Here is a 21148-nt window from a genome sequence, read left to right on the forward strand (position 1 = left end):
AATGAAAAACAGTAAAAAAAGAGTACTCATAGTAGTCAATACACAATTTCCTTATGGGAAATCGGAAGATTTTTTATCCAATGAATTAGAATACGCAACGGGTTTTGACGAAATAGTATGTTTTCCGATTTTAGTTTATGGCGCTAAGACGTTTGAGGATATTATTTATAAGAAACCCAAACAATCCGTAACATTTTGCAATAGTGCTCTTTCTTATAAAAGCAAATTAAGATTAATAAAACTTCTTTTTTTGACTTGTACTGATTTAAAGTTTTATAAAGAATTATGGCTTTTGATACAGACAAATCGACTGACATTAAGAAATATTAAGCAGCTCTTTATCTTTTTATTTATTGCACACAACGCTTTAAATGATTTGGAAAAAGTTATTAAAGAGAAGTATAAAAATTGCGATGTAGTATTATATTCTTACTGGATGTACATTACTGCTTTTGTAATTATTTCATTAAAAAAGAAGTTTCAAAAGACCATCCATTTTGAAAAAAAAATTACACGTTGTCATCGATTTGATCTCTACGAATATGCTGATGCAGGCCGTTATCTGCCTATGAGAGAATACATTTTATCTGAGATGGATGAAATACATTCGATTTCAAAAGATGGTGTATCCTATTTAAATAAAAAGTTTCCACAATACAGCGATAAATTAAAATTGTCAAGATTAGGTTCTTTAGATAAAGGCATCAAGATTTTTCCAAAAAGCGAAACACTTCATCTTGTTTCCTGTTCCTGGATGCGTCCTGTTAAAAGAGTATCTGCTATTTTGGAAGCAGTTTCAAAGATTTTTGTAAAGATAGAATGGGTGCATTATGGCGATGGAGAAGAATTTGAAAAGATAAGTAAAATAGCCGCTCAGATCGATAATCCTTCAGTAGCTGTAAAATTGATGGGCGCTTACAGTAATGAAAAAGTACTTGCAGAATATGCCAATAAAACCTACGATGTTTTTATCAACGTAAGCGAAAATGAAGGCGTTCCGGTTTCTATCATGGAAGCAATGTCTTTTGGGAAAATTATAATCGCTACAAATGTTGGGGGAACGGCAGAGATTGTTGAAAATGGAGTAAATGGTTTTTTACTCGATAAAGATTTTACTAATGAAGAACTGGTTCATGTACTGACCAAAATAGCCTTATTAGAAGCCGAAGAATTCAATGAGATGTGCAGACAGTCCAGAAGAATTTGGGAAGAAAGATGTAATGCGGCAGCCAATTATCAAAAATTTTATCAGCAGCTTAAAGTGAATTCTGTACAATGAAAAGAAATACCATAAATATAAATCTACAGCCTGTAAACAATCAAGGTTCTGGAATTGCTCTGTTTGCCAATAAATTAATATCCGAGTTAGAAAAAAGTAAATTATATAAAATTTTCGGCAGTTTTAATTTTGTGAGAGGGGTCAAAAAAAAGGAATTAGAGAGATTCTCCTTTCCTGTAAAATATTCATCAGTTCCCGCTAAAGTTGTGTATTCGAGATTGATAAAAAAAGCACTGCCTTTTTATTACCACAATATGATGCGTGGCGAGTCAGATATTAATTTGTTTCTGACTTATAAAATCCCAAGAGTCAATTACAGCGGTATTGTAATCACTACAATTCATGATTTAATTCCCTTAAGAGTTGCTACAGAAAACGATAAAATACAAACAGATTACAGAAATGATATTGATTATGCAATCCGCCATTCTGATTATTTGATAACAATATCTGAGGCTTCTAAAAAGGACATTCTGGAAGAGTTTTTATACAATAAAAATAAAATTTTTGTCATTCCTAATGGTGTTGATTTTGACTTGTACAACAACGAAATAGAACAAGAACACTTAACAAAAGTCAAAGAAAAATATCAGTTACCCAATAAGTTTGTGGTGTATCTGGGAGGAATACGCATCCATAAAAATGTAGATAATTTGATTCGTGCTTATGCTTTGCTTTCTGAAGATATAAGAGCAGAAGTCAGTTTAGTGATTACTCAGGGAAATGAAGATTTGAAAAAGCTGGCAGCTAATCTTAACATAGAAGAGCAGGTTTTCTTTACGCCTTATATCGATGAAGAAGACAAACCGGCGGTTTATAAACTGGCTTTGGCAATGGCGTTTATATCGTCTTATGAAGGTTTTGGTTTGCCCATTATAGAAGCCATGGCTGCAGGAACTCCTGTTATTACTTCTAACGTTTCGTCTATGCCGGAAGTTGCCGGCGATGCAGCAGTATTAGTAGATCCATTTGAAATTGAGGAAACTACAGATGCTTTAGAGCGTATTATAGTAGATGCCGATTTTAGAAAAAAGCTGATTGAGTCTGGTTATGAAAATGCCAAAAAATACAGTTGGACGAATTCAGGCGAAGAATTAATAAAATTATGTAATACCATATTAAAGCAACAGGCATGATTCATTTGTTAAAAAAAGTAGTACGATTAAGCTTCAGCCTTCCTAAAACGATTTATTTTAATTTCTGTTTGTTTGAACCTAAAATAGCTGTTAAACTTCCCATTTTGGTAGACTATAGAACTAAGTTTTGTTCACTGCACAGAAATACAGTTGTATTAAATGAAACCCCAAGATTTGGAATGATTAAAATAGGTTGGGGAGAAGGTGCGGTTGGAAATGAGTGCAATCGCTTTAGCTACTGGACCATTAAAAAAGAATGTAAAGTTGCTTTTGTAGGCAGTGCCCATTTTGCAAGAGGAGTATCATTAAGAACGGATGAAGGTGGACAAATCGTTTTTGGAAAAAACTTTACAGCAAATCAGAATTTCTTTTGTGCAAGTAACACTACTATAACTTTTGGAGATAATGTACTGGCAGGCTGGAATATTCATATTCGGGATGGTGATGGACACCACATTTTTGACCAAGACGAAAACATCATCAATACCAACAGGCCAATTTCGATAGGAAGCAAAGTCTGGATAGGAAGTTATGCGACTGTTCTAAAAGGAGTGACAATTCCAGACAACAGCATAGTGGCTTTAGGATCAATTGTAACAAAATCTTTTTCGGAGCCTAACATAATTATTGGTGGTATACCGGCAGTAATGGTTAAGAAGAATGTTCGTTGGGAGAAGTAATCTTATAAAAAACAATAATTTTTAATGACAACAAACAGAACCCGAAGTTCTATAAAAAATTCTGCAACAGCTTTAATAGGCCAGTTGATCACGATAATTTTAAATTTTGCCGTCCGTACTATCTTTATAAAAACATTAGGAGCGGCTTATTTAGGAATTAATGGGTTGTTTACCAATATTCTTTCGGTGCTGTCTTTTGCAGAGATTGGATTTGGAACGGCAATTATTTATGCCATGTATGCGCCGCTGGCTGAAAAAGATGTAATTCAGGTTTCAAAACTAATGAATTATTTTGCCAAGGTTTATGAAATCATTGGTACAGTAATTTTTATTACGGGTCTATTTTTAATTCCTTTTTTACATTTTTTTATCAATGATTTATCAGAATTGCCTAAGGAACTTCCTTCTTTATGGATTATCTATCTGCTCTATTTATTTAATACTTCTATAAGCTATTTTTTTAATTATAAAAGATCATTAATAATTGCCAGCCAGAATGGACATATAGATTCCTTAAATCAGCTTTACTTTAATATTATCAAGGGAACTTTACAAATTGCAGTCCTATTTTTATTCCATGATTTTTTAAGTTTTCTGATTATTCAGATTCTGTGTACTTTTTTAGGGAATTATTTTATATCTAAAAAAGCAGATAAGTTATTTCCTTATCTGATGTATTATAAGCATAAAAAAATTGAGAAAAAAGATAAGATTGCTTTGAGACGCAATGTCTTTGCGATGTCGTTCAGTAAATTAGGTTCTGTTGTCATTACCGGAGTAGATGATTTGTTGATTTCAAAATTTGTCGGAATAGTAGCCATGGGGATTTATTCCAACTATTTATTACTGACTAATACCATTAGAATTGTTTTCATGCAAATGCTGCTTCCAATAACGGCAAGTGTTGGAAATTATGTAGCAGAAAAATCAGACGATGAATCGCATACTTTTTTTAAAAAGTTATTTTTTATTAATGCCTATTTTGCGATCTGCTGTTTTATAGCCCTGAGCACATTAGTTAATCCTTTTATACATTTAATTTGGGGAAAAGAATACGTTTTTTCTGCATTAATAACCTTTCTAATAACCTTCAATTTCTATTTGGATAGAATGAGAACTACTTCTCAGATTTTTATAGACGCCAAAGGCCTATTCTGGCCCATTAAATGGAAATCTTTATTTGAAGCAGTTATCAATTTATCCTTTTCATTTTACTTTTTATTAGTCTTAAAATGGGGAATCGAATCTATAATTATCGCGACAATAATAAGTAATCTAACAACAAATATATGGTGGGAACCTTATGTAGTTTTTAAATATGGTTTCCAAAAAAAAGTCTTGTCTTATTACATTATGCTGGTTAAATATACGGTTATTCTGGCTGTTTCATATCTAACAGTAAATTATTTACAGGAATTCCTTTCGGATAATTTTTCAGGTTTTTTTGGAAAGGCAGTCATTGCTTTAGTAATTCCAAATATCATTATTCTTCTCTTTTACTTTAAGACAGCTGAACTGAAATATTTTATCACTTTAATACAAAATATAATAAATAAAAAACTATGATCAAGAGGCTGTTTTTAAAACTGGCATTTCATATTCTTAAAACCTTTTTGAAGCCTTTTGACGGTAGAATGCCCAGGTTTTATATGAAGGGGTATAATTTCATTTTGAAAATGGTTGGAGTAAAAATGAATGGCCTTCCAAGGTATATTTCAACTCAGGTAAGATTTGATGATTTTAATAAAATCTACTTATCAGAGCGTGTGGTCATCTCCGAAAAAGTAATTCTGCTCACACATGATTATTCCTTAACCACTGGTCTTATTGCATTGAATAAAAAGCCTGCTACAGATCTTGCTTTCAAAAAAGAAATTCATATCGGCAGAAATGTATTCATAGGAATGGGGGCTATCATCATGCCTGGAACCATTATTCACGATAATGTGGTAATAGGAGCAGGAAGCGTGGTAAGAGGAACCATTCATTCTGACTCCATTGTTATTGGAAATCCAGCGCAGATAATTGGAAAATTAACCGAAAAAGCCCTCAAATGGGAACAACATATGGAGAGTTCAATAATACAGAAAGATAGCATATAAAAACATGAAGATACTTATTATCGGTCCGTTTCCTCAGCCAATAAACGGCTGTTCTTTAGCCAATGAAATTCTATTAAAGCAGTTAAAACTGAAAAAAGAAATTTCTGTGGATATAATTAATACGAATTCAAAAAATATTTCTTCAGATAATGTCGGGCAATTCTCTTTTAGTAAAGTCTTTTCATTTGTAAAGGTTTATAAAAAAGTAACAGCTATTTCTAAATCGGATATAGTTTATACAACGCCGGGACAAACTTTTTTTGGGATTGTAAAATATATGCCTTTCTATTTTTACTGTTTAGCAGCCGGAAGACCTTATATTATTCATGTTCATGGAAATCATATTGGGAATGAATATAAATCTTTGAAAGGGTTTAAAAAGCGATTTTTTGCATTCTTTATCCGTAAAGCTTCAGCGGGAATTGTGCTGTCTAACTCTTTAAAGACCAATTTTGATGGATTGCTTGATGCAAAGAAAGTTTTTATAGTTGAAAATTTTGCTCAGGACGATTTGGTTCAAAAGACAGGTATAGCTAAACCAAAGGATAAACTTAGACTTCTTTATTTAAGTAATCTAATGGAGGAAAAAGGAATCCTGGACTTTTTAGATAGTTTAATTCTATTAAGAAATGAGGGAATTATTTTTGAAGCAGATATAGCAGGTAAAATTGAAGACGAATCAGAGGCTATTATAAACAATAAATTCCAGGAACTTCAAGGATTTATTAAATACCATGGTGTTGTATCGGGACAGAGTAAAACTGATCTTCTTCAAAAGTCAAATGTTTTTGTCCTGCCTACCTATTACCGTATGGAAGGGCAGCCGATTTCGTTAATAGAAGCTATGGCAGCCGGAAACATAATTGTAACAACAAAGTTTTCCGGGATACCAGATATTATCAGCACAGAAAATGGCTGTTTTATACCTTCCAAAAGTCCTGAATGCATATTTAACACTCTGCTGGAAATTAATGAAAGACTAGCAGAATGGGTCGATAAATACAGCAAGGTGAATACAGAGTATGTACAATCGTATTTTACCGAAGCACAATTTGCAGCTAAAGTCTTTAAAGTTATTAAACATATTTAAATTAAAGTATTATGAAAAAAGTTCGTTTAGATTTATTCAACTCTCAGTTAGGTCTTGACAGGGGGGCATCTAAGGCAAAAGAGATGTTGTGGTATGTTGTAAAGGTTGTTTTTTTTCTTTCCGCTATTCCATATCCTTCAAAGTTTAAAGTATTTTTATTAAAAGCCTTTGGGGCCAAAGTAGGTAAAGGATTAGTAATCAAACCCAGGGTAAACATCCACTTTCCGTGGAAGTTAGTTGTAGGAGATAATGTTTGGATTGGTGAAGAGGTATTTTTTCTAAACTTTGAATTACTCACTATTGGAAATAATGTTTGTATTAGCCAGAAAGTTTTTGTTTGTGGAGGCAATCATGATTATAAAGATCCAACAATGCCTTATAGAAATGGTGTAATAGTGCTGGAAGATGGAAGCTGGGTAGGAGCGGCCTCATTTGTTGGTCCCAATGTCAAAATCGGTATTAATACTATTGTTTCAGTTGGTTCAATAGTAACAAAGTCATTACCTGAAAATGGGGTTTTCAGCGGTAATCCGCTTCAATTGGTAAAAGAACGTTGGTAATTTATATTCATCTATGTTCTTTAAGTTTCTATTCCTGAGAGTATTTTAAATAAGCATTTTGTTTTTTGATGATCAAAAAAGCATCATTTTTTAACATGATGAAGGTCTTCTCTGCCTATTCTTAACCCATTTTTACTATAGCCATTACTACTTCAAATATTCAAATTAACTTAAAAAAATCATCATGAAAGTTTCTATCATTACTATTTGTTGCAATAGAAAAGAAACCATTGCAAATTGTATAGAGAGTGTCTTATCACAAGAGTACCCTAATATTGAATATATTGTTATAGACGGAAATTCAACTGACGGTACAAAGGAAATTATTCAATCTTATGAACAGAGAATAAGCACCTATTTGTCTGAGCCTGATAAAGGAATGTATGACGCCATTAATAAGGGCTTGAAAATGGCAACTGGAGATATTATCGGTTTGATGCATTCTGATGATGCATTTTATGATAATGAGGTTGTCTCAAAAATCGTTACCATGTTTAAAATATTTCCTTCTCATGATGGAGTTTATGGTGACGGAATTTATGTGACTAATGATAGTGAAGAAAAAGTTGTAAGAAACAGAATAGGAGGAGCTTACAATTACAAAAAAATAAAATCCGGCTGGTTACCACTTCATCCTACTGTCTATCTCAGAAAAAGTATTATTGAAAAACTAGGCTATTATGATCTTGATTTTAAAATAGCTTCAGATACAGAGTTTCTGCTGCGTTATTTATTTAAAAGCCGAATAAAGCTAGCCTACCTTAATACTTATTTAGTAAAAATGAAAATGGGCGGTTTAAGTACCTCCCGCAGCAGGGCATTTGAAGTTCTTTACGAAGATTATCGCATTTACAGATATCATGGTCTTCCAGCCTTCACAGCAGTATTTAAGAAAAAGCTACGGGCATTAAAACAATATTTGAATTTAGAACCCATTGCTTAGATTTTTTCCTGTAATGCAAAATAGTAATCACAAAAGTAACAGAAGAGGTATTATAGCAGTATTATTTTTAATATGTACAGCAGCAATTTTTTATTATTCATGGTTGCCTTCTTCCAATTTAAGAACCGAAACTTATTTACCCCAATTTATAATAGAATGGACTAATGAATATCTCAATCTGCGTACAGCAGTTCCTTTTCTGCTGTTAGGATTTTTGTGTGAAGCCGGTCAGGAATCAGCGGCTGATTACAAAGAGATGAATTTCTTTTTTGTAGGGAAGAATACTATTATAATCTGTACAGTGATCGTTTGTCTGGCAGAAGCAGGACAGTTTTTTATATCAGACAGACATCCCGATTTTATGGATATTGTTTTTGGAATAGCCGGAGGTATCTGTGGCGGAACAGCTGCTTTATCATTCAAGAAGTTAAATCATTATTTTTTTTATAAAAATGCGTAACAGACATAAATTTACTTTTATTTTTTGCAGTATCTTATCTGATATTGCTGCGGTAGTTATCAGTATATCATTATTCTTTTATTTTGGCGAAAAAACAGCTGTACAATGGACTTCGTCTTTTGTCAATAATAGTCATTTAGTTGCTGCTGCGGGATGGTTATTGACGACTTTATATTTTAATTTATATCGTCTGGATACTGTTTTCAGTTTGCCAATTTTTTACCGTAACAGCTGGCGTGTGTTTTTAGGCCAGTTTATATTCTGGCAAAGCTATATTGTTTTTTTTGAGGGCTTAAAAAGATATCAGCTGACTATAGGAGCCAGTATGCTGCAGTTTACTTTTCTGCTTTTTTATCTTTTGCTGTCGAGGGTTATTTTCACTTTTGTTTTAAACAACATAAAAAAATGGGTTAAAAAGCCTTTTGTTGTTGCTATCTATGGGTTTAATTCAACAAGCATTCAATTGGCATCTAAATTAGAAAGTAATTCTTATTTTTTTAATTTTCTTGGAATCATTAATGATGTTGAAGATCATAATTTAAGAGATAAATCATCTTTTAACGAAGAACTCATAAATGCTATTCACCAATCATCCGAAAGAGGAATTCAAGAACTATACATTGTAGTAAAAACCGAGTTTATAGATGACCTGAATACTTATTTTGAGCTGGCAGACAGGTACTGCATCCGATTAAAATTTGTTCCGGATTTATCTGATATTTCTAAACATTCATTCAGCAGCACCAGTTACGAAAACTTCCATATTATTCGACCGAGATATGAACCGCTTCAAAATGCTTACAATAGACTGGTAAAGAGGATTTTTGATATTGTTTTTAGTCTACTGGTCATCATTTTTATCCTTTCATGGCTGTATCCTATTTTGGCATTGATTATAAAAAAACAAAGCAAAGGCCCTGTTTTATTTAAGCAGCTTCGTACAGGCAAAAAAAATCAGTCTTTTTATTGCTACAAATTTAGAAGTATGGCTGTAAATACAGACAGTGACAGCCTGCAGGCTAAAAAAGGAGATATGCGGGTTACGCCAATTGGCAGGTTTATAAGAAGAACCAGTTTGGATGAGCTTCCTCAATTTTTCAATGTTTTATTGGGCGATATGAGTGTAGTAGGGCCGCGTCCTCATATGCTGAAACATACAGAAGATTATAACAATCAGATTAATGATTTTATGGTGCGTCATTTTGTAAAACCAGGAATTACCGGTTTAGCCCAAATATCGGGACACAGAGGCGAAACTAAAAAAGTGTCTGATATGAAACGAAGAGTAAAAGCCGATATAGATTATCTACAAAACTGGAGTCTGATAAAGGACTTGAAAATTTGTCTGCTCACAGTTGTATTAACCCTTAAGGGGGATGAAAATGCATTTTAACCTAAAAACTAAATAATTATGAATGTAACCTATTATGTTGCCGGATTTCTTTCAGGTATTTGTATTGCCGGTTTTTTTATTGGTAAAGAATTATACCGCTATTACATTAAAGACAAAGTTCAGAAGAAACAGTTAAACCGATTGTCTAAACTGAATGATAAAATGAAAGCAAAGAGAACAGCCCAGTACGAATCAGGCGAGTTGTCCAATTCTTTGTAATGGCTTTTTACTTTCCAGTGCTTGAGATAAAGCACAATCCTAATGCCTTAAATTTTAAAATTTATTCCAAAATACAATGAATCGATTACTATATATAATACTTATTAGTATTTTATTTTTTTCTTGTGCTTCCAGAAAAGATATTATTTATTTTCAGGATGCCGGTAATTATGCATCAGTTGCAACAAACTTAAAACCTGTTTCTATTGAACCAAATGATATTCTCAGTATTAGAATTGGAGCCTTGGTTCCTGAAACGGCGCTGGCATACAACATTCAAGCAGCAAATACAGTTGGGGTAAGCAGCACCCTAGATATTTTGAAAGTGCAAGGCTATCTGGTTTCTCCAGATAAAACCATTGTACTGCCAATTTTAGGAGAAATAAATACTGCAGGTCTATCTGTAAAAGATCTGGAAACAAAGCTTAAATCTGAACTCGAAAAAGGAGGACATTTAGTGAATCCTTCTGTAGCAGTGCGTATTTTGAATGCAAAAGTGACGATTTTGGGAGAAGTAAAATCGCCGGGAACTTATCCCTTTTTAGAACAGTCCATTTCTATTCCGCAGGCTCTTGGCTATGCCGGGGATTTGACTATTAACGGGAAAAGAAATGATATTTTGCTAATTAGAGAATCTGAAGGAAAAAGAATCATCACGCATGTTGATTTAACAACAGCAGACTGGATGAATAAAGAACAATATCAGGTTCATCAAAACGATATTTTAGTCGTTAATCCGAATGATGCTAAGGTAAAAACGGCAGGTTATATAGGAAATGCAAGCACCATATTAACTATCGCATCCTTAATTCTAAGCTCTATAATATTAATTACAAGATAAATCAACTCATGAATACGGATAAAAATGAATATTTCGATTTTATTGAAGAAAATAACCCGGTAGATTTAAAACAAATTATCAATAAATATTTAAAGTACTGGCCAGCCTTTGTATTATCGATACTTATTTCTTTATTCAGCGCTTTTGTTTATTTAAGATATGCAAATGTTGTATACAAATCTGAGGCTAAAGTTAAACTGTTGAATGATAAAGAAAATTCAAATTTTACATTAGATGTTTCTAAATTATTTAATAAATCCACCATTAACTTAGAGAACGAGATTGCATTGCTTAAATCAGTTCATCTCTCAGAACAGGTAGTCAAAAATTTGAAGTTGAATGTAGAGTATTACTATAATTCGAGAGTAACATCCAAACAGATTTTTAATCCGCCTTTTATTGTCAGTTATCGCGATGGTGCATCCAACCTGAGAAGCGCGTTGAATTATACCATAACTGTAACGGCATCAGGATATACTGTTTTGGATATTGCAACTGGAGAAAGCGTTGAGGTAAAAGGATATGTGTCAGACAAAAACATACCTCATTTTCCCATCAATATAAAGCCGGCTTTAGGGGCTGTAATGGCAAAAAACATTAATAAGAGTTTTAATGTTACTTTAAAAACGCTCCATAAAACAGCTTTGGAATTAAGTGATGCTTTTGAAGTGGATGCTGAAGGAAAAGACAGCGATATATTATCAATCTCCTTAAAAGGCACAAACGGACCGCAATCAGAAGCTGTAATTAATAATCTGATTTATGTTTACGAAGCCGACGGAATCACAGATAAAAAAGAAGTCTCCAGAAGAACTATTAATTTTGTCGATGATCGATTTGTATACCTGAGGAGAGAACTTGATTCTATAGAAAGTTCTAAAAAGAATTATAAAAAGAACAATAAACTTAGTTTTATTCAGGAAGATGCAGGTTCAAGTATTCTTCAAAAAGCGGCTAAAGAACAGACTTCCTTTGATATAGAATCACAATTGTTATTAGCAGATCTGCTCAGAAATAGCATAGAATCTCAAAAAGCATTCGAACTTTTGCCCGCAGATATCGGGATACAAAATTTAATAATCAATCAATTGGTTGCTGATTATAATACAGCAGTTTTATCGTATCAAAAATTTCAGACCAGTGCAGGAAATAATAACCCTTCTGTACAGTTGTTGGTAACTACGCTTACGAATTTAAGAAACAACATTATCAATTCTGTAAAAGGCTATAAACAGCAGTTAAGAACAACACTGGTTCAGAGTGAATCTGCCCAGAAAGAGGCTGAAGGAAGTTTTGCTTCTCTTCCCGAAAAGGAAAAAGTGCTGAGAAGTATTGAACGCCAGCAGAATTTAAAAGAAAGTTTATATTTATTACTGCTTCAAAAAAGGGAAGAAGCTTCTATAAATTTGGCTGTTACCATACCCAATACTAAGATTATAGATTATGCGATAACAGATATTTACCCCATTTCTCCTCAAAAAAGTAAGATTGTATTGATTGCATTTTTTATAGGATTTTGTATTCCGTTCAGCATTTTATTTACACTCTTTAAATTAGACAATAAAATATATACAGCTGCAGATGTTGAAAATACAAATACGGTACTGCCTATTTTAGCAGAGCTTCCGTCATTAAAGGATGATAAAGATACTATTATGCAAAATTTGGAAGCTTTTAGAACTTTGGCCAACAATACCAATTTTATTACTCCTTATACTGAAGATCAACTTGGAAAAGTGCTATTTGTCACGTCATCTATAAAAGGAGAAGGTAAGACATTCGTTTCTTATAATTTGGCGGCAGCTTACGCGCATCTGGATAAAAAAGTAATTATTATAGGAGCTGATTTTAGAAATCCACAGCTGCACAAACATTTAAACAATACAACAAAAGAGAGTAAGGGATTCAGCAATTATCTGCATGATGGCACTATTCAATGGGAAGATTTATTGTGCAGTAACGGAGATGCTGAATTTCCATTTGATATTTTGCTTTCAGGAATTATCCCTCCAAATCCAACATTATTATTATCCAATCAGCGTTTCGAACAATTTATTAAGCAAGTAAAAAAAGCGTATGACATCATTATTTTTGATACACCGCCGACTTTGCTAGTGACTGATACTCTTATGATTTCAAAATATGCCGATACCACTTTGTTTGTGCTGCGTTCCGGAGTGACACAGAAGAATTTAATAGCCTATTCAAACAAGCTGCATAAAGATCAAAAATTGGTCAATATGGGCTATGTAGTAAATGATATTGATTTTAGTTCAGGTTACGGTTACAGCTATAATTACGGATATGGCTATGGCTACGGAAAGGATATCAAGAAAGAAACAAGACTGCAGAAACTGAAGAAAAAAATGTTCTAATCTCGATGCAGTTAGATTGAAAATTGATCATATAATTAACCAAAATCAAACCACAACAACCACGATCATAAAATTTAAATTTGTTTAAATTTTAAAAAGCTGTTCCATTGAGAACAGCTTTTTTTTTGTTTTTTATTTAAGAAAGATACTATTATTAAGCAGTAAATGCTCCATTTTCTTTTTATTGGGAATCTGAAGTTTTACAGTCTGGAATTGATTAATTTCTGTTTTGCTATGGATGTCAGATCCCGTAAAGTCATATAAATCATTTTCAAGTAATTCCAGTGCTTTTTTCTGAATTATTTTACCATAATATCCCGTTAAAGAAAGAAGATTGAGTTGAAGGAAAACTCCAAATTCCTTTAGTTTTTCATATTTAGTGATAGAATTATGAAGATAGAGATAGCGTTCCGGATGAGCAAGAATGATTTTGTAGTTTTTAATTTTGATTTCAAAAAGCATCTCATACAAATTTAACGGACTTGAAAGCATTGGAAACTCAAGCAATAGAAAATTATCGTGAAGGCATAAGAGTTCTTCTTCTTTCATTTTTGCAATCAGAGAAGAGTCCAGCATATATTCGCTGGCATAATTTTTTAAAAACGCTCTGTTTACCTTTTCTTTTGTAGCGTTTTCAAAAGCAGTTTTTATAGTTTGACTGGTATTATTCCATTTTGAATTAAAAGTGTGAGGTGTTGCAATACTTTTATAAATGTTTAATTCCTTCATTGCAACAATAAGTTCTGTAGTTTCCTGAATTGTTTTTGCTCCATCATCGATACCGGGTAATAAGTGATTGTGGATATCAATGTAATTTTCAGGAAGAAGATCTTTTAGATAGTACTTTGTTTTAAGGAAAGGGAACATGATGGAAATTTATTGATAAATTTAATCCTTATGCTTTTAGTTTTATGATATTATAAGATCTAATTCGAAATAATAAAGGAATTTATGTCCTTAAAAGTTTTGGCTTTAATTTGTATTATTAAGGTAAGTTTTTTTTTGCTTTAAAAGAAATTACGGTTCATCAAGAAGTTTTATCTGTTAATCAAGTAAATTTCTATTACCGTTATAGTGCTTATAGTTTTGCTTTCATTAATCTAAATAATGAAATAAAAAATGAGAGCAAATAAAATAGTAGTTTATTGTATAATGATTATGATGCCGGTACTACTTTTGGGGCAAAGTCGAATTTCGGGAAAGATAACAGATGGTATCCAGCCGCTTACCAGTGTAAATATTGTAGTTTTAAAAACAGATTCAGGTTATGTAGCAGGTAGTGTTACCGATTCGACTGGAAGTTATGTAATAGAAAATTTGAAATACGACAAGTACAAAGTTTTAGTTTCAATGACGGGATACGTTAAGAAAGTTGTCGAGATTGTACTAAATAAGGAAAATATATCCCTTCCGGATATAATAATAGAACCCGAAGCATTCCATATGAAAGAGGTAGTCGTTAGTACAAAACGAAATGCTTTTAAGGCAGAACCAGGAAAAACCATTGTAGATCTCTCCGCTGTTTCACTTGGATCTAATGGTTCTCTTTTGAATACGCTGGGTAAGATACCGGGAATATTAATTCTAAATGACGGTACTGTTCTGCTCAATGGTCAGGCAGGAGCAAATGTTATGATTGATGATAAAATAACTTATCTGAGTGGTGAGAATTTAGTAAATATGTTACGCTCTATTCCAAGCAGCGCTGTTGAAAAAATAGAAATGGTAACACAGCCTTCCGCACGCTATGATGCCGGAGGAACAAGTGGTTTTATTAATATAAAAAGAAAGAAAAAAGTCGACAGTGGTGTAAATGTGGTTCTTTCATCTAATGTAGAATCTGGAAAGTATCTGCGTCAGAATCAAAATGTTTCATTTCGTATGCAGCATAAAAAATATTCGTTTTACACAGATTACTCTTTTTACAAAGGTCATGATTTTATAGAAATAGAATCGTTTAGAGATTATTATAATATCGAAAATTTTGATAACAACGGAGTAAGAATCGATATGCAGGCATATAGAAAATTCTATTCCAGTTCCAATTATTTCAAGACAGGAATCGAATACGAATTTTCAAAAAAAATGACGATTGGTACTTATGTGAATGGCAACTGGTTTAGACGGAGTAAAAATGAAAATGTACAGTCAGATTTTATTACAGGAAATTATTCCAATGAGGCTTCAATCGCTACAAATAATATTCAAAACGTCGATCGCAGTACTTTAGAAGGAAGTCTTAATTTGTCTTACAAGTTTACTCAAAAATTGAAATGGGAAAATTCATTAAGTATGCTAGATTTTAAACAAAAAGAAGAATTAGATCAGGTAAGCAATTCATCAGAACTCTCTTCGAAAAGTAATTTAAAAGGAAAGATGGAAGGCAATATTCAAGTTGTTAATTTTCAGTCAGATGCCGATTATAAAATTTCTGATAGATTTACATTTTTATCGGGTTTTAAATCTTCGATTGTAACTATTGATAATAATGCTTTATACAAGTCATTAGAGTCTGGCAAATGGGAGCAGGACGAAAAATTAAGCAGCGGTTTTATTTATAGAGAAAGTATTCTGGCAGGCTATTTACAGCTAAGCCAGAAGTGGTCTTCTCGTTTTTCTGCAGAAGCAGGGCTTCGTTATGAGCATACAGGAGCTAAATCAAATTTTGAATCAGGTATTGATGAAGCTGAAATCACCCGATTGTATGGGTATCTCTTTCCGTCTTTAAGGGCAAGTTACAGTTTTACTGAGGAGAACACAGTATCTCTACAGTATGGCAGACGTATAGTTCGTCCTAATTACAGAGATCTCAATCCTTTTACAGAAGTAAATGACCGTTACTTACAGGAAAAAGGAAATACAGCTCTAAATCCTGAATTGGTAAATAATCTTGAGGGCTCATGGTTTATAAAATCAAGATATGTATTTAGTCTGTTCTACAGCATTCGAAAAAATCCTATTGCCAAAAGCTACCTTACCGAAACAGATAGTGAAGTGACTATTGTAATGCCTCTTAACCTGAAAGAGAGTCATGCTTTTGGTTTAAGGATCAATATTAATAATATTAAGCCGGTTGAATATTGGACAGTACAGTTTAATTCTTCTTTTACATATAAACAATTCCATTGGTTTGAAACAGGAAAATTATATAGTAACAACCTGTTAACACCGACAATGCAGATAAGCAACCAGTTTACATTGCCGGGTGAATGGGCGGTCGAAGCAGTGGGATTCTTTAATGGTAAAATGGCAGAAGGCCAGGCAGAAATAGGTTCTTTTGGTGCTGCATCATTGGGAGTAAGAAAAAGTTTTTTTGAGAAAAAACTAAATTTATATTTATATGCCAATGATATTTTTCTCTCTAACCGACAACAGATTAGTCTTTCTAACTCAGTTATCTCTGGGAAATATCAAGAGCGTCGTGACAGCCGAATGATTGGTATAACTGCTACGTGGAGGTTTAATTCCGGAGATCTTTCTAAATCAATTCGAAAAGCAGGTGATATAGAAGAAAATAATCGGATCAATTTGTAACTTGTAGGATTTAAAATGAATACGATAAAAAAAATATCAGTAGAATGGATATATCCCGCTCTTTGGGGGATTTTAATTTATAATGTTCTCAGAGCAGTAACAGATCTTACCCGTCCTGGAATTTTTTGGGAAGGAGATATTCGTCTGCATTTAGTGGCATTGTTGTTTTCTGTACTTATATGTTATGCTGGTAATATAATTTGGCGCAGAAGACTCTTAGATAAAGATTTCAGCAAGGGTATAAGTGGAGAATATATTTGCGTATTTGGAGAACTAATTATTTCTTTAAATATATTGTTGATTGCAGGGCAATCCAGCGATGTATTATTTATGGGAGCAGGATGGATAGATTACATGCTCATTAATGCTACTTATTTACCGTTACTGCTTATTTTTTACACACTGATACGAAGCAGTATTATAAGCAAAAATGTTCATGAAAAAGTAATTAGTCTGGAAAAACTAAAGGCGGAGAAAAACAAAGCAGAATTAGATTTTTTGAAATCGCAGTATCACCCTCACTTTCTTTTTAATGCTTTAAACACTATTTATTTTCAAGTTGACGAAAATAATCAAGAAGCGAAAAGAAGCATTGAGCATTTATCAGAACTGCTGCGTTATCAACTCTATGATGTGAATCAGACCGTAACCTTTTATAAGGAAATACAATATTTACGCTCTTATATAGCATTTCAACAACTTAGAAAAACAGATAAGCTAATTGTAAATATTGAAATAGATTCTGTTTTAAAGGAACAAAAAGTACATCCATTGTTACTACAGCCACTTTTAGAAAACGCTTTTAAATATGTGGCAGGTTCCTACCGAATAGATCTTTCATTGAAACTTCTGGGTGATGAGGTAGCATTTATACTAAAAAATTCAGTTTCTTCAGTCTCAGTTTCAGAGTCTGTTAAGGATAGCGGTATCGGACTTAGCAACCTTAAGCGTAAACTTGAATTACTTTATCCTGACAAGCATAAATTAACGATGGAAAATAGTCACGATTATTTTGAAATTACACTAAAACTTCAGATAATGTAGTATGGATATAAAATGTATTATAACAGATGACGAACCTTTTGCACGCAAGGGATTAAGAGAATATATAGAAAAAACCGGTTTTCTTTCTCTTATTGCAGAGTGTGAAAATGCAATGGAATTGACTGCCATGATTAAGAAAACAGCTGCAGATGTTATTTTTCTGGATGTAGAGATGCCAGGACTTACGGGTGTTGAATTTCTAACATCCAGTGAGAAACTACCGAAAGTTATTATAGTGTCCGCTTACGAACAATACGCCTTAAAAGGATATGAACTGGATGTATTTGATTATCTTTTAAAGCCAGTTTCCTACGAACGCTTTTTAAAATCTGTCAATAAACTGTATGGAGAATTAGAGAAAAAACAAAGTAGTGAGAGCGCTGATCATATTTTTGTTAAAGTAGACAAAAAAATAAAAAAATTATTTTTCAAAGATGTACTCTTTATCGAAAGCATGGAGAATTACGTTATTGTCCACACGGTGGACTCTAAAGAAATGGTTTATTGTACAATGAAAATACTTGCAGAAAAGCTGCCGTCAGACAAATTCATTCAAACACACAGATCTTTCATTGTTAACAGGGACTGTATAAACTCTATTGAAGGTAACCGACTGGAAATCAGAGGGGGTATTATACCAATATCAAGAGATTTGAAAGACTATATATATGATAGACTTATAGGTAGAAATTTTATTAAAAGAGGTAAAAATGATTAGAATAATGGACTTATGAAAAGTTAAATTTGATTTTATTTAGAATTCATAAGGTTTTGTGTCTTCAGTATCTCTTGCAATTGGAATTCCTTTTGGATCTAAAATCATGGCTTCCTGAATGTTGGTTTTATGAAGTGTTGCTCCGCTGATGATGATTTTATAGCCGTTTTCATATTCAGTATAATAGCCTGAAGGAAACGCATTATATCCGTTTGGCAACAACACCCTGGTTTCATGTTGGAATCCCCATGAAATTACTTTCTGGTTTAAGATGTAGTTTTTAAAAGCTTCGCTGAAAAGTTCTGTCATGATTTTTGATTTAAATATAATTTTTCTCTCCTCTCTGTACTGTGCAATCAGATAGATTTTACAGATACTTTTTAAAATCTACATAAAAAATACAGTCAGGAAAGATAACTTCAAGTTCAATGAGCTGTTCGAGAATCTGTTCTGAATCCAATTCGTGAAAAATGTCATCTTGTGTTGGTCTTGCAGAAGCTACATTTATTTCCTTTAATTTCTTTAACTGATTTAAAGCAGTCAGGTCTTCTAATAGAATGTCAGTTCTCCAAATGTCAAGATATTCCAGATCAGTAAGCTCATTAAGATAGGTTAGGCAGGCTTTTGTAACTCCCGGATGTTTCATTAAGGTAAGACTTTTTAACTGCTTCACTTTAGCAATATGTTTTATAGCTTCATCGGTAACTGCTGTCTCTTTAAGATAAATAGAATGAATAACCTTCACCTTCTCTGTAAGCATTTGAAAATAATCATCATTATAATCGGGATTATCAACACCGGATATACCGGTTATTTCTGAAGGAATGTTTTTGGAGTCATTTATCTGCCCAAAATTCCACCAAAATTGTTTTTCGATACCTTTTAACTTCATAGCGACTGGTTATTTTTAAGAATTAGATTTTGGTACTTCATTATTTTGATTTTCTAGTGCAGACAATTTTCAGATTTTTTAAGTACTCCAAAGCTTTAGCATCATATCTTGTTAAAGGAATACTCTGCTTTGTTTCATGTAAAAGAGTTCCGTCGGGATATTCCCTGATAATGCTTTTCCTTTCAGTTGTAAAGTTTATAACGTGATGGCCATTCTCTGATTTAGTGACTGTGATCTCGTTTATTCCTGGAAGAAAAATCCTAATAGTATAACGTTCTGTTTTATTTTCTTTTTTTATAAAAACAGGATAACTCATTGTGCAATCTTTGAAATCAATTTTATAAATACTGATTTGACATTTGTTTTTGCCAATATTATATTTTAAATGCTTATAACTCAAATTGTCTGAGATATATTTTTGATATGTTTCTTTAGACTGCGCCCTAGAAGTGCAAAAAGAAACTGTAAGCAGACTTATAATTACATATTTAATCATATAGCATTTTTTGATAAGCATAAAGTATGAAAATTATTCATAGATATCAATAACCAAAGCTTCCCGTTTTCTCTTTTTCATCAGTTTAAGTTACAAATTTAAGTTTGTATTCTGTTTTGTCCCATACTTTCTTGATTATTGTCTTGATTTTTCCTGTATAGCTTTAGCCGCTTCAATCTTTCGGGGATCTGGTTCTCTGCATTTATAGTAATTCGCTTTGGCCTCTATAATATCAGCCGTTTTTTGGTCTGGTTCAAAGTCCAGTCCATAAAGCTTTTCGTCATTTTCAGATAACAGCCAGATTGTTCTGTCATCCAATATAATTTGATAAGGATTCCACTTAGTTAAATTAACTTTTCGCAGAAGTCTTTTGCTTTTAAAATCATAATTCAGCAGCTGATTCTGAAAACTGAACCACACGTTTTCCTGATTGGCATCAAAAATTATGATGGGAGAATCCGGATCAAAATTTTCAACCGGAAATTCTTTTTCAAGATTTAATTGTACTCTTTTCTTTTTGTTATTTCCTAATATCAAAAAATATTTGTCTGTTAGTATAAAAGTATTGTCAGAATTGGTTTTTATCTGATAATTGGAGTTAGAAAGATTATGTTTCTTTAAGTAATGTTCTGTAATTTCTTTATTATCGTGAGTAAGAAATTTATATTTCCTGATAAAAAATGGTTTAGAATCCAGATAGAAATTAGCATAACCTTTGGATTCTAATAATTTACCGCTATAATCAATTTCAAACCAGTTATCATCTTCTGCATTGGCTACAATTTTGTCTTTCAGATACACTGGACTAACTTCTGCTCCAAATCCTATATTTTCCTGCCAGAGTACCTTATTTTCAGTCAAACTGTAAGCTATAAGTTTTCCCCCGTCAACTGTAGCGGTGCAGTACATAATATCATTTATGAAGAAAGGGTTGGTGTTTATATATTCCAAAGACAGTTCTTTAATCTTTTCTCCTGTGTCCAGATTATACTGTGTTGTTCTTTGAACTCCTTTGCTACTGTAGAAAAAAGTATTTTTATATAAGAAAGGAACTTTGCCTGGTGGTACATTAATTTCCCAGTTTAAGAAGCCTTCTTTTTTATCAATAACATATATTTTATGGTCTGGTACATGAAAAAGGATACTTTTGGCAGAAGTTGTGATGGCTCCTGAAAGTCTTTTTGATTCGGGAGTTGTAAATTCAGATTTATATACTTCAGTCTGTGAAAAAGCACTGCTACAGACTAAAAGAAGATAGCATTTAAAAAAATGAAAAGAATATACTTTTGGAGACATTTGTGGTATTTTTTAAACTGCATTGACTGCTTTTACAAAATTAGATTATGTATAAGGCAAAAAAAATACTCCAATAGGAGTATTTTTTTTGAA

General features: G+C 32.6%; 21 protein-coding genes. 16 read left to right on the top strand and 5 right to left on the bottom strand.

Annotated elements, in window-relative coordinates; translation table 11 throughout:
• Position 1 precedes the first annotated feature (1 nt).
• From ACFS3A_RS25325 to ACFS3A_RS25385, 13 genes are all read left to right on the top strand, one after another.
• Entirely contained in the window at positions 2 to 1279 is a 1278-nt protein-coding gene (locus ACFS3A_RS25325; RefSeq protein WP_379828344.1) for a glycosyltransferase, read from the top strand.
• A complete protein-coding gene (locus ACFS3A_RS25330) occupies positions 1276 to 2415 on the top strand; it encodes a glycosyltransferase family 4 protein (RefSeq protein ID WP_379828345.1) in 1140 nt (379 codons plus the stop codon). The genes ACFS3A_RS25325 and ACFS3A_RS25330 overlap by 4 nt, the downstream gene beginning before the upstream one ends.
• On the top strand, positions 2412 to 3095 hold the full coding sequence (locus ACFS3A_RS25335) for an acyltransferase (protein ID WP_379828346.1): 684 nt from the start codon (positions 2412 to 2414) through the stop codon (positions 3093 to 3095). The genes ACFS3A_RS25330 and ACFS3A_RS25335 overlap by 4 nt, the downstream gene beginning before the upstream one ends.
• A 24-nt stretch (positions 3096 to 3119) precedes the next feature.
• A complete protein-coding gene (locus ACFS3A_RS25340) occupies positions 3120 to 4661 on the top strand; it encodes a lipopolysaccharide biosynthesis protein (RefSeq protein WP_379828347.1) in 1542 nt (513 codons plus the stop codon).
• The gene (locus ACFS3A_RS25345) at positions 4658 to 5197 is read left to right on the top strand and encodes an acyltransferase (RefSeq protein WP_379828348.1); all 540 of its coding nucleotides are present in this window, start codon (positions 4658 to 4660) and stop codon (positions 5195 to 5197) included. Before ACFS3A_RS25340 ends, ACFS3A_RS25345 begins: the two co-directional genes overlap by 4 nt.
• A 4-nt stretch (positions 5198 to 5201) precedes the next feature.
• Positions 5202 to 6287 carry a glycosyltransferase family 4 protein gene (locus ACFS3A_RS25350; RefSeq protein WP_379828349.1) on the top strand — a complete coding sequence of 362 codons (1086 nt, stop codon included), beginning with the start codon at positions 5202 to 5204 and terminating at the stop codon, positions 6285 to 6287.
• Between the two features lie 11 nt (positions 6288 to 6298).
• On the top strand, positions 6299 to 6847 hold the full coding sequence (locus tag ACFS3A_RS25355) for a WcaF family extracellular polysaccharide biosynthesis acetyltransferase (protein WP_379828350.1): 549 nt from the start codon (positions 6299 to 6301) through the stop codon (positions 6845 to 6847).
• A 184-nt stretch (positions 6848 to 7031) separates the two neighbouring features.
• Positions 7032 to 7790 carry a glycosyltransferase family 2 protein gene (locus ACFS3A_RS25360; protein WP_379828351.1) on the top strand — a complete coding sequence of 253 codons (759 nt, stop codon included), beginning with the start codon at positions 7032 to 7034 and terminating at the stop codon, positions 7788 to 7790.
• A gap of 13 nt (positions 7791 to 7803) precedes the next feature.
• Complete coding sequence (locus ACFS3A_RS25365) at positions 7804 to 8250, top strand: VanZ family protein (protein WP_379828352.1); 447 nt, start codon at positions 7804 to 7806, stop codon at positions 8248 to 8250.
• On the top strand, positions 8243 to 9643 hold the full coding sequence (locus ACFS3A_RS25370) for an exopolysaccharide biosynthesis polyprenyl glycosylphosphotransferase (protein WP_379828353.1): 1401 nt from the start codon (positions 8243 to 8245) through the stop codon (positions 9641 to 9643). The genes ACFS3A_RS25365 and ACFS3A_RS25370 overlap by 8 nt, the downstream gene beginning before the upstream one ends.
• A gap of 18 nt (positions 9644 to 9661) precedes the next feature.
• On the top strand, positions 9662 to 9862 hold the full coding sequence (locus tag ACFS3A_RS25375) for a hypothetical protein (protein WP_179002422.1): 201 nt from the start codon (positions 9662 to 9664) through the stop codon (positions 9860 to 9862).
• A 76-nt stretch (positions 9863 to 9938) separates the two neighbouring features.
• A complete protein-coding gene (locus ACFS3A_RS25380) occupies positions 9939 to 10703 on the top strand; it encodes a polysaccharide biosynthesis/export family protein (protein ID WP_379828354.1) in 765 nt (254 codons plus the stop codon).
• An 8-nt stretch (positions 10704 to 10711) separates the two neighbouring features.
• Entirely contained in the window at positions 10712 to 13078 is a 2367-nt protein-coding gene (locus ACFS3A_RS25385) for a GumC family protein (RefSeq protein WP_379828355.1), read from the top strand.
• A 132-nt stretch (positions 13079 to 13210) separates the two neighbouring features.
• Here the strand turns inward: ACFS3A_RS25385 and ACFS3A_RS25390 are convergent, their stop codons facing one another.
• On the bottom strand, positions 13211 to 13945 hold the full coding sequence (locus tag ACFS3A_RS25390) for a tyrosine-protein phosphatase (protein WP_379828356.1): 735 nt from the start codon (positions 13943 to 13945) through the stop codon (positions 13211 to 13213).
• Positions 13946 to 14197: 252 nt separating this feature from the next.
• On the opposite strand from ACFS3A_RS25390, the gene ACFS3A_RS25395 reads away from it, so the two are divergent.
• The 3 genes from ACFS3A_RS25395 to ACFS3A_RS25405 are packed head-to-tail and all read left to right on the top strand — an operon-like array spanning position 14198 to position 18374.
• A complete protein-coding gene (locus tag ACFS3A_RS25395) occupies positions 14198 to 16612 on the top strand; it encodes a TonB-dependent receptor domain-containing protein (RefSeq protein WP_379828357.1) in 2415 nt (804 codons plus the stop codon).
• A gap of 15 nt (positions 16613 to 16627) precedes the next feature.
• Entirely contained in the window at positions 16628 to 17656 is a 1029-nt protein-coding gene (locus ACFS3A_RS25400) for a sensor histidine kinase (protein ID WP_379828358.1), read from the top strand.
• 1 nt (position 17657) lies between these two features.
• A complete protein-coding gene (locus ACFS3A_RS25405) occupies positions 17658 to 18374 on the top strand; it encodes a LytR/AlgR family response regulator transcription factor (protein WP_379828359.1) in 717 nt (238 codons plus the stop codon).
• A gap of 36 nt (positions 18375 to 18410) precedes the next feature.
• On the opposite strand, the gene ACFS3A_RS25410 is transcribed toward ACFS3A_RS25405, so the two are convergent.
• The 4 genes from ACFS3A_RS25410 to ACFS3A_RS25425 all read right to left on the bottom strand — a co-directional run bounded on the left by ACFS3A_RS25410 (position 18411) and on the right by ACFS3A_RS25425 (position 21055).
• Positions 18411 to 18680 carry a hypothetical protein gene (locus ACFS3A_RS25410; protein ID WP_379828360.1) on the bottom strand — a complete coding sequence of 90 codons (270 nt, stop codon included), beginning with the start codon at positions 18678 to 18680 and terminating at the stop codon, positions 18411 to 18413.
• A 58-nt stretch (positions 18681 to 18738) separates the two neighbouring features.
• Complete coding sequence (locus tag ACFS3A_RS25415) at positions 18739 to 19263, bottom strand: hypothetical protein (RefSeq protein ID WP_379828361.1); 525 nt, start codon at positions 19261 to 19263, stop codon at positions 18739 to 18741.
• Positions 19264 to 19303: 40 nt separating this feature from the next.
• Entirely contained in the window at positions 19304 to 19759 is a 456-nt protein-coding gene (locus ACFS3A_RS25420; protein ID WP_379828362.1) for a hypothetical protein, read from the bottom strand.
• 135 nt (positions 19760 to 19894) lie between these two features.
• Complete coding sequence (locus tag ACFS3A_RS25425) at positions 19895 to 21055, bottom strand: hypothetical protein (RefSeq protein WP_379828363.1); 1161 nt, start codon at positions 21053 to 21055, stop codon at positions 19895 to 19897.
• Between the last annotated feature and the right edge of the window lie 93 nt (positions 21056 to 21148).

The sequence above is a fragment of the Flavobacterium notoginsengisoli genome, assembly GCF_042686225.1.
Classification (GTDB): Bacteria; Bacteroidota; Bacteroidia; order Flavobacteriales; family Flavobacteriaceae; genus Flavobacterium; species Flavobacterium notoginsengisoli.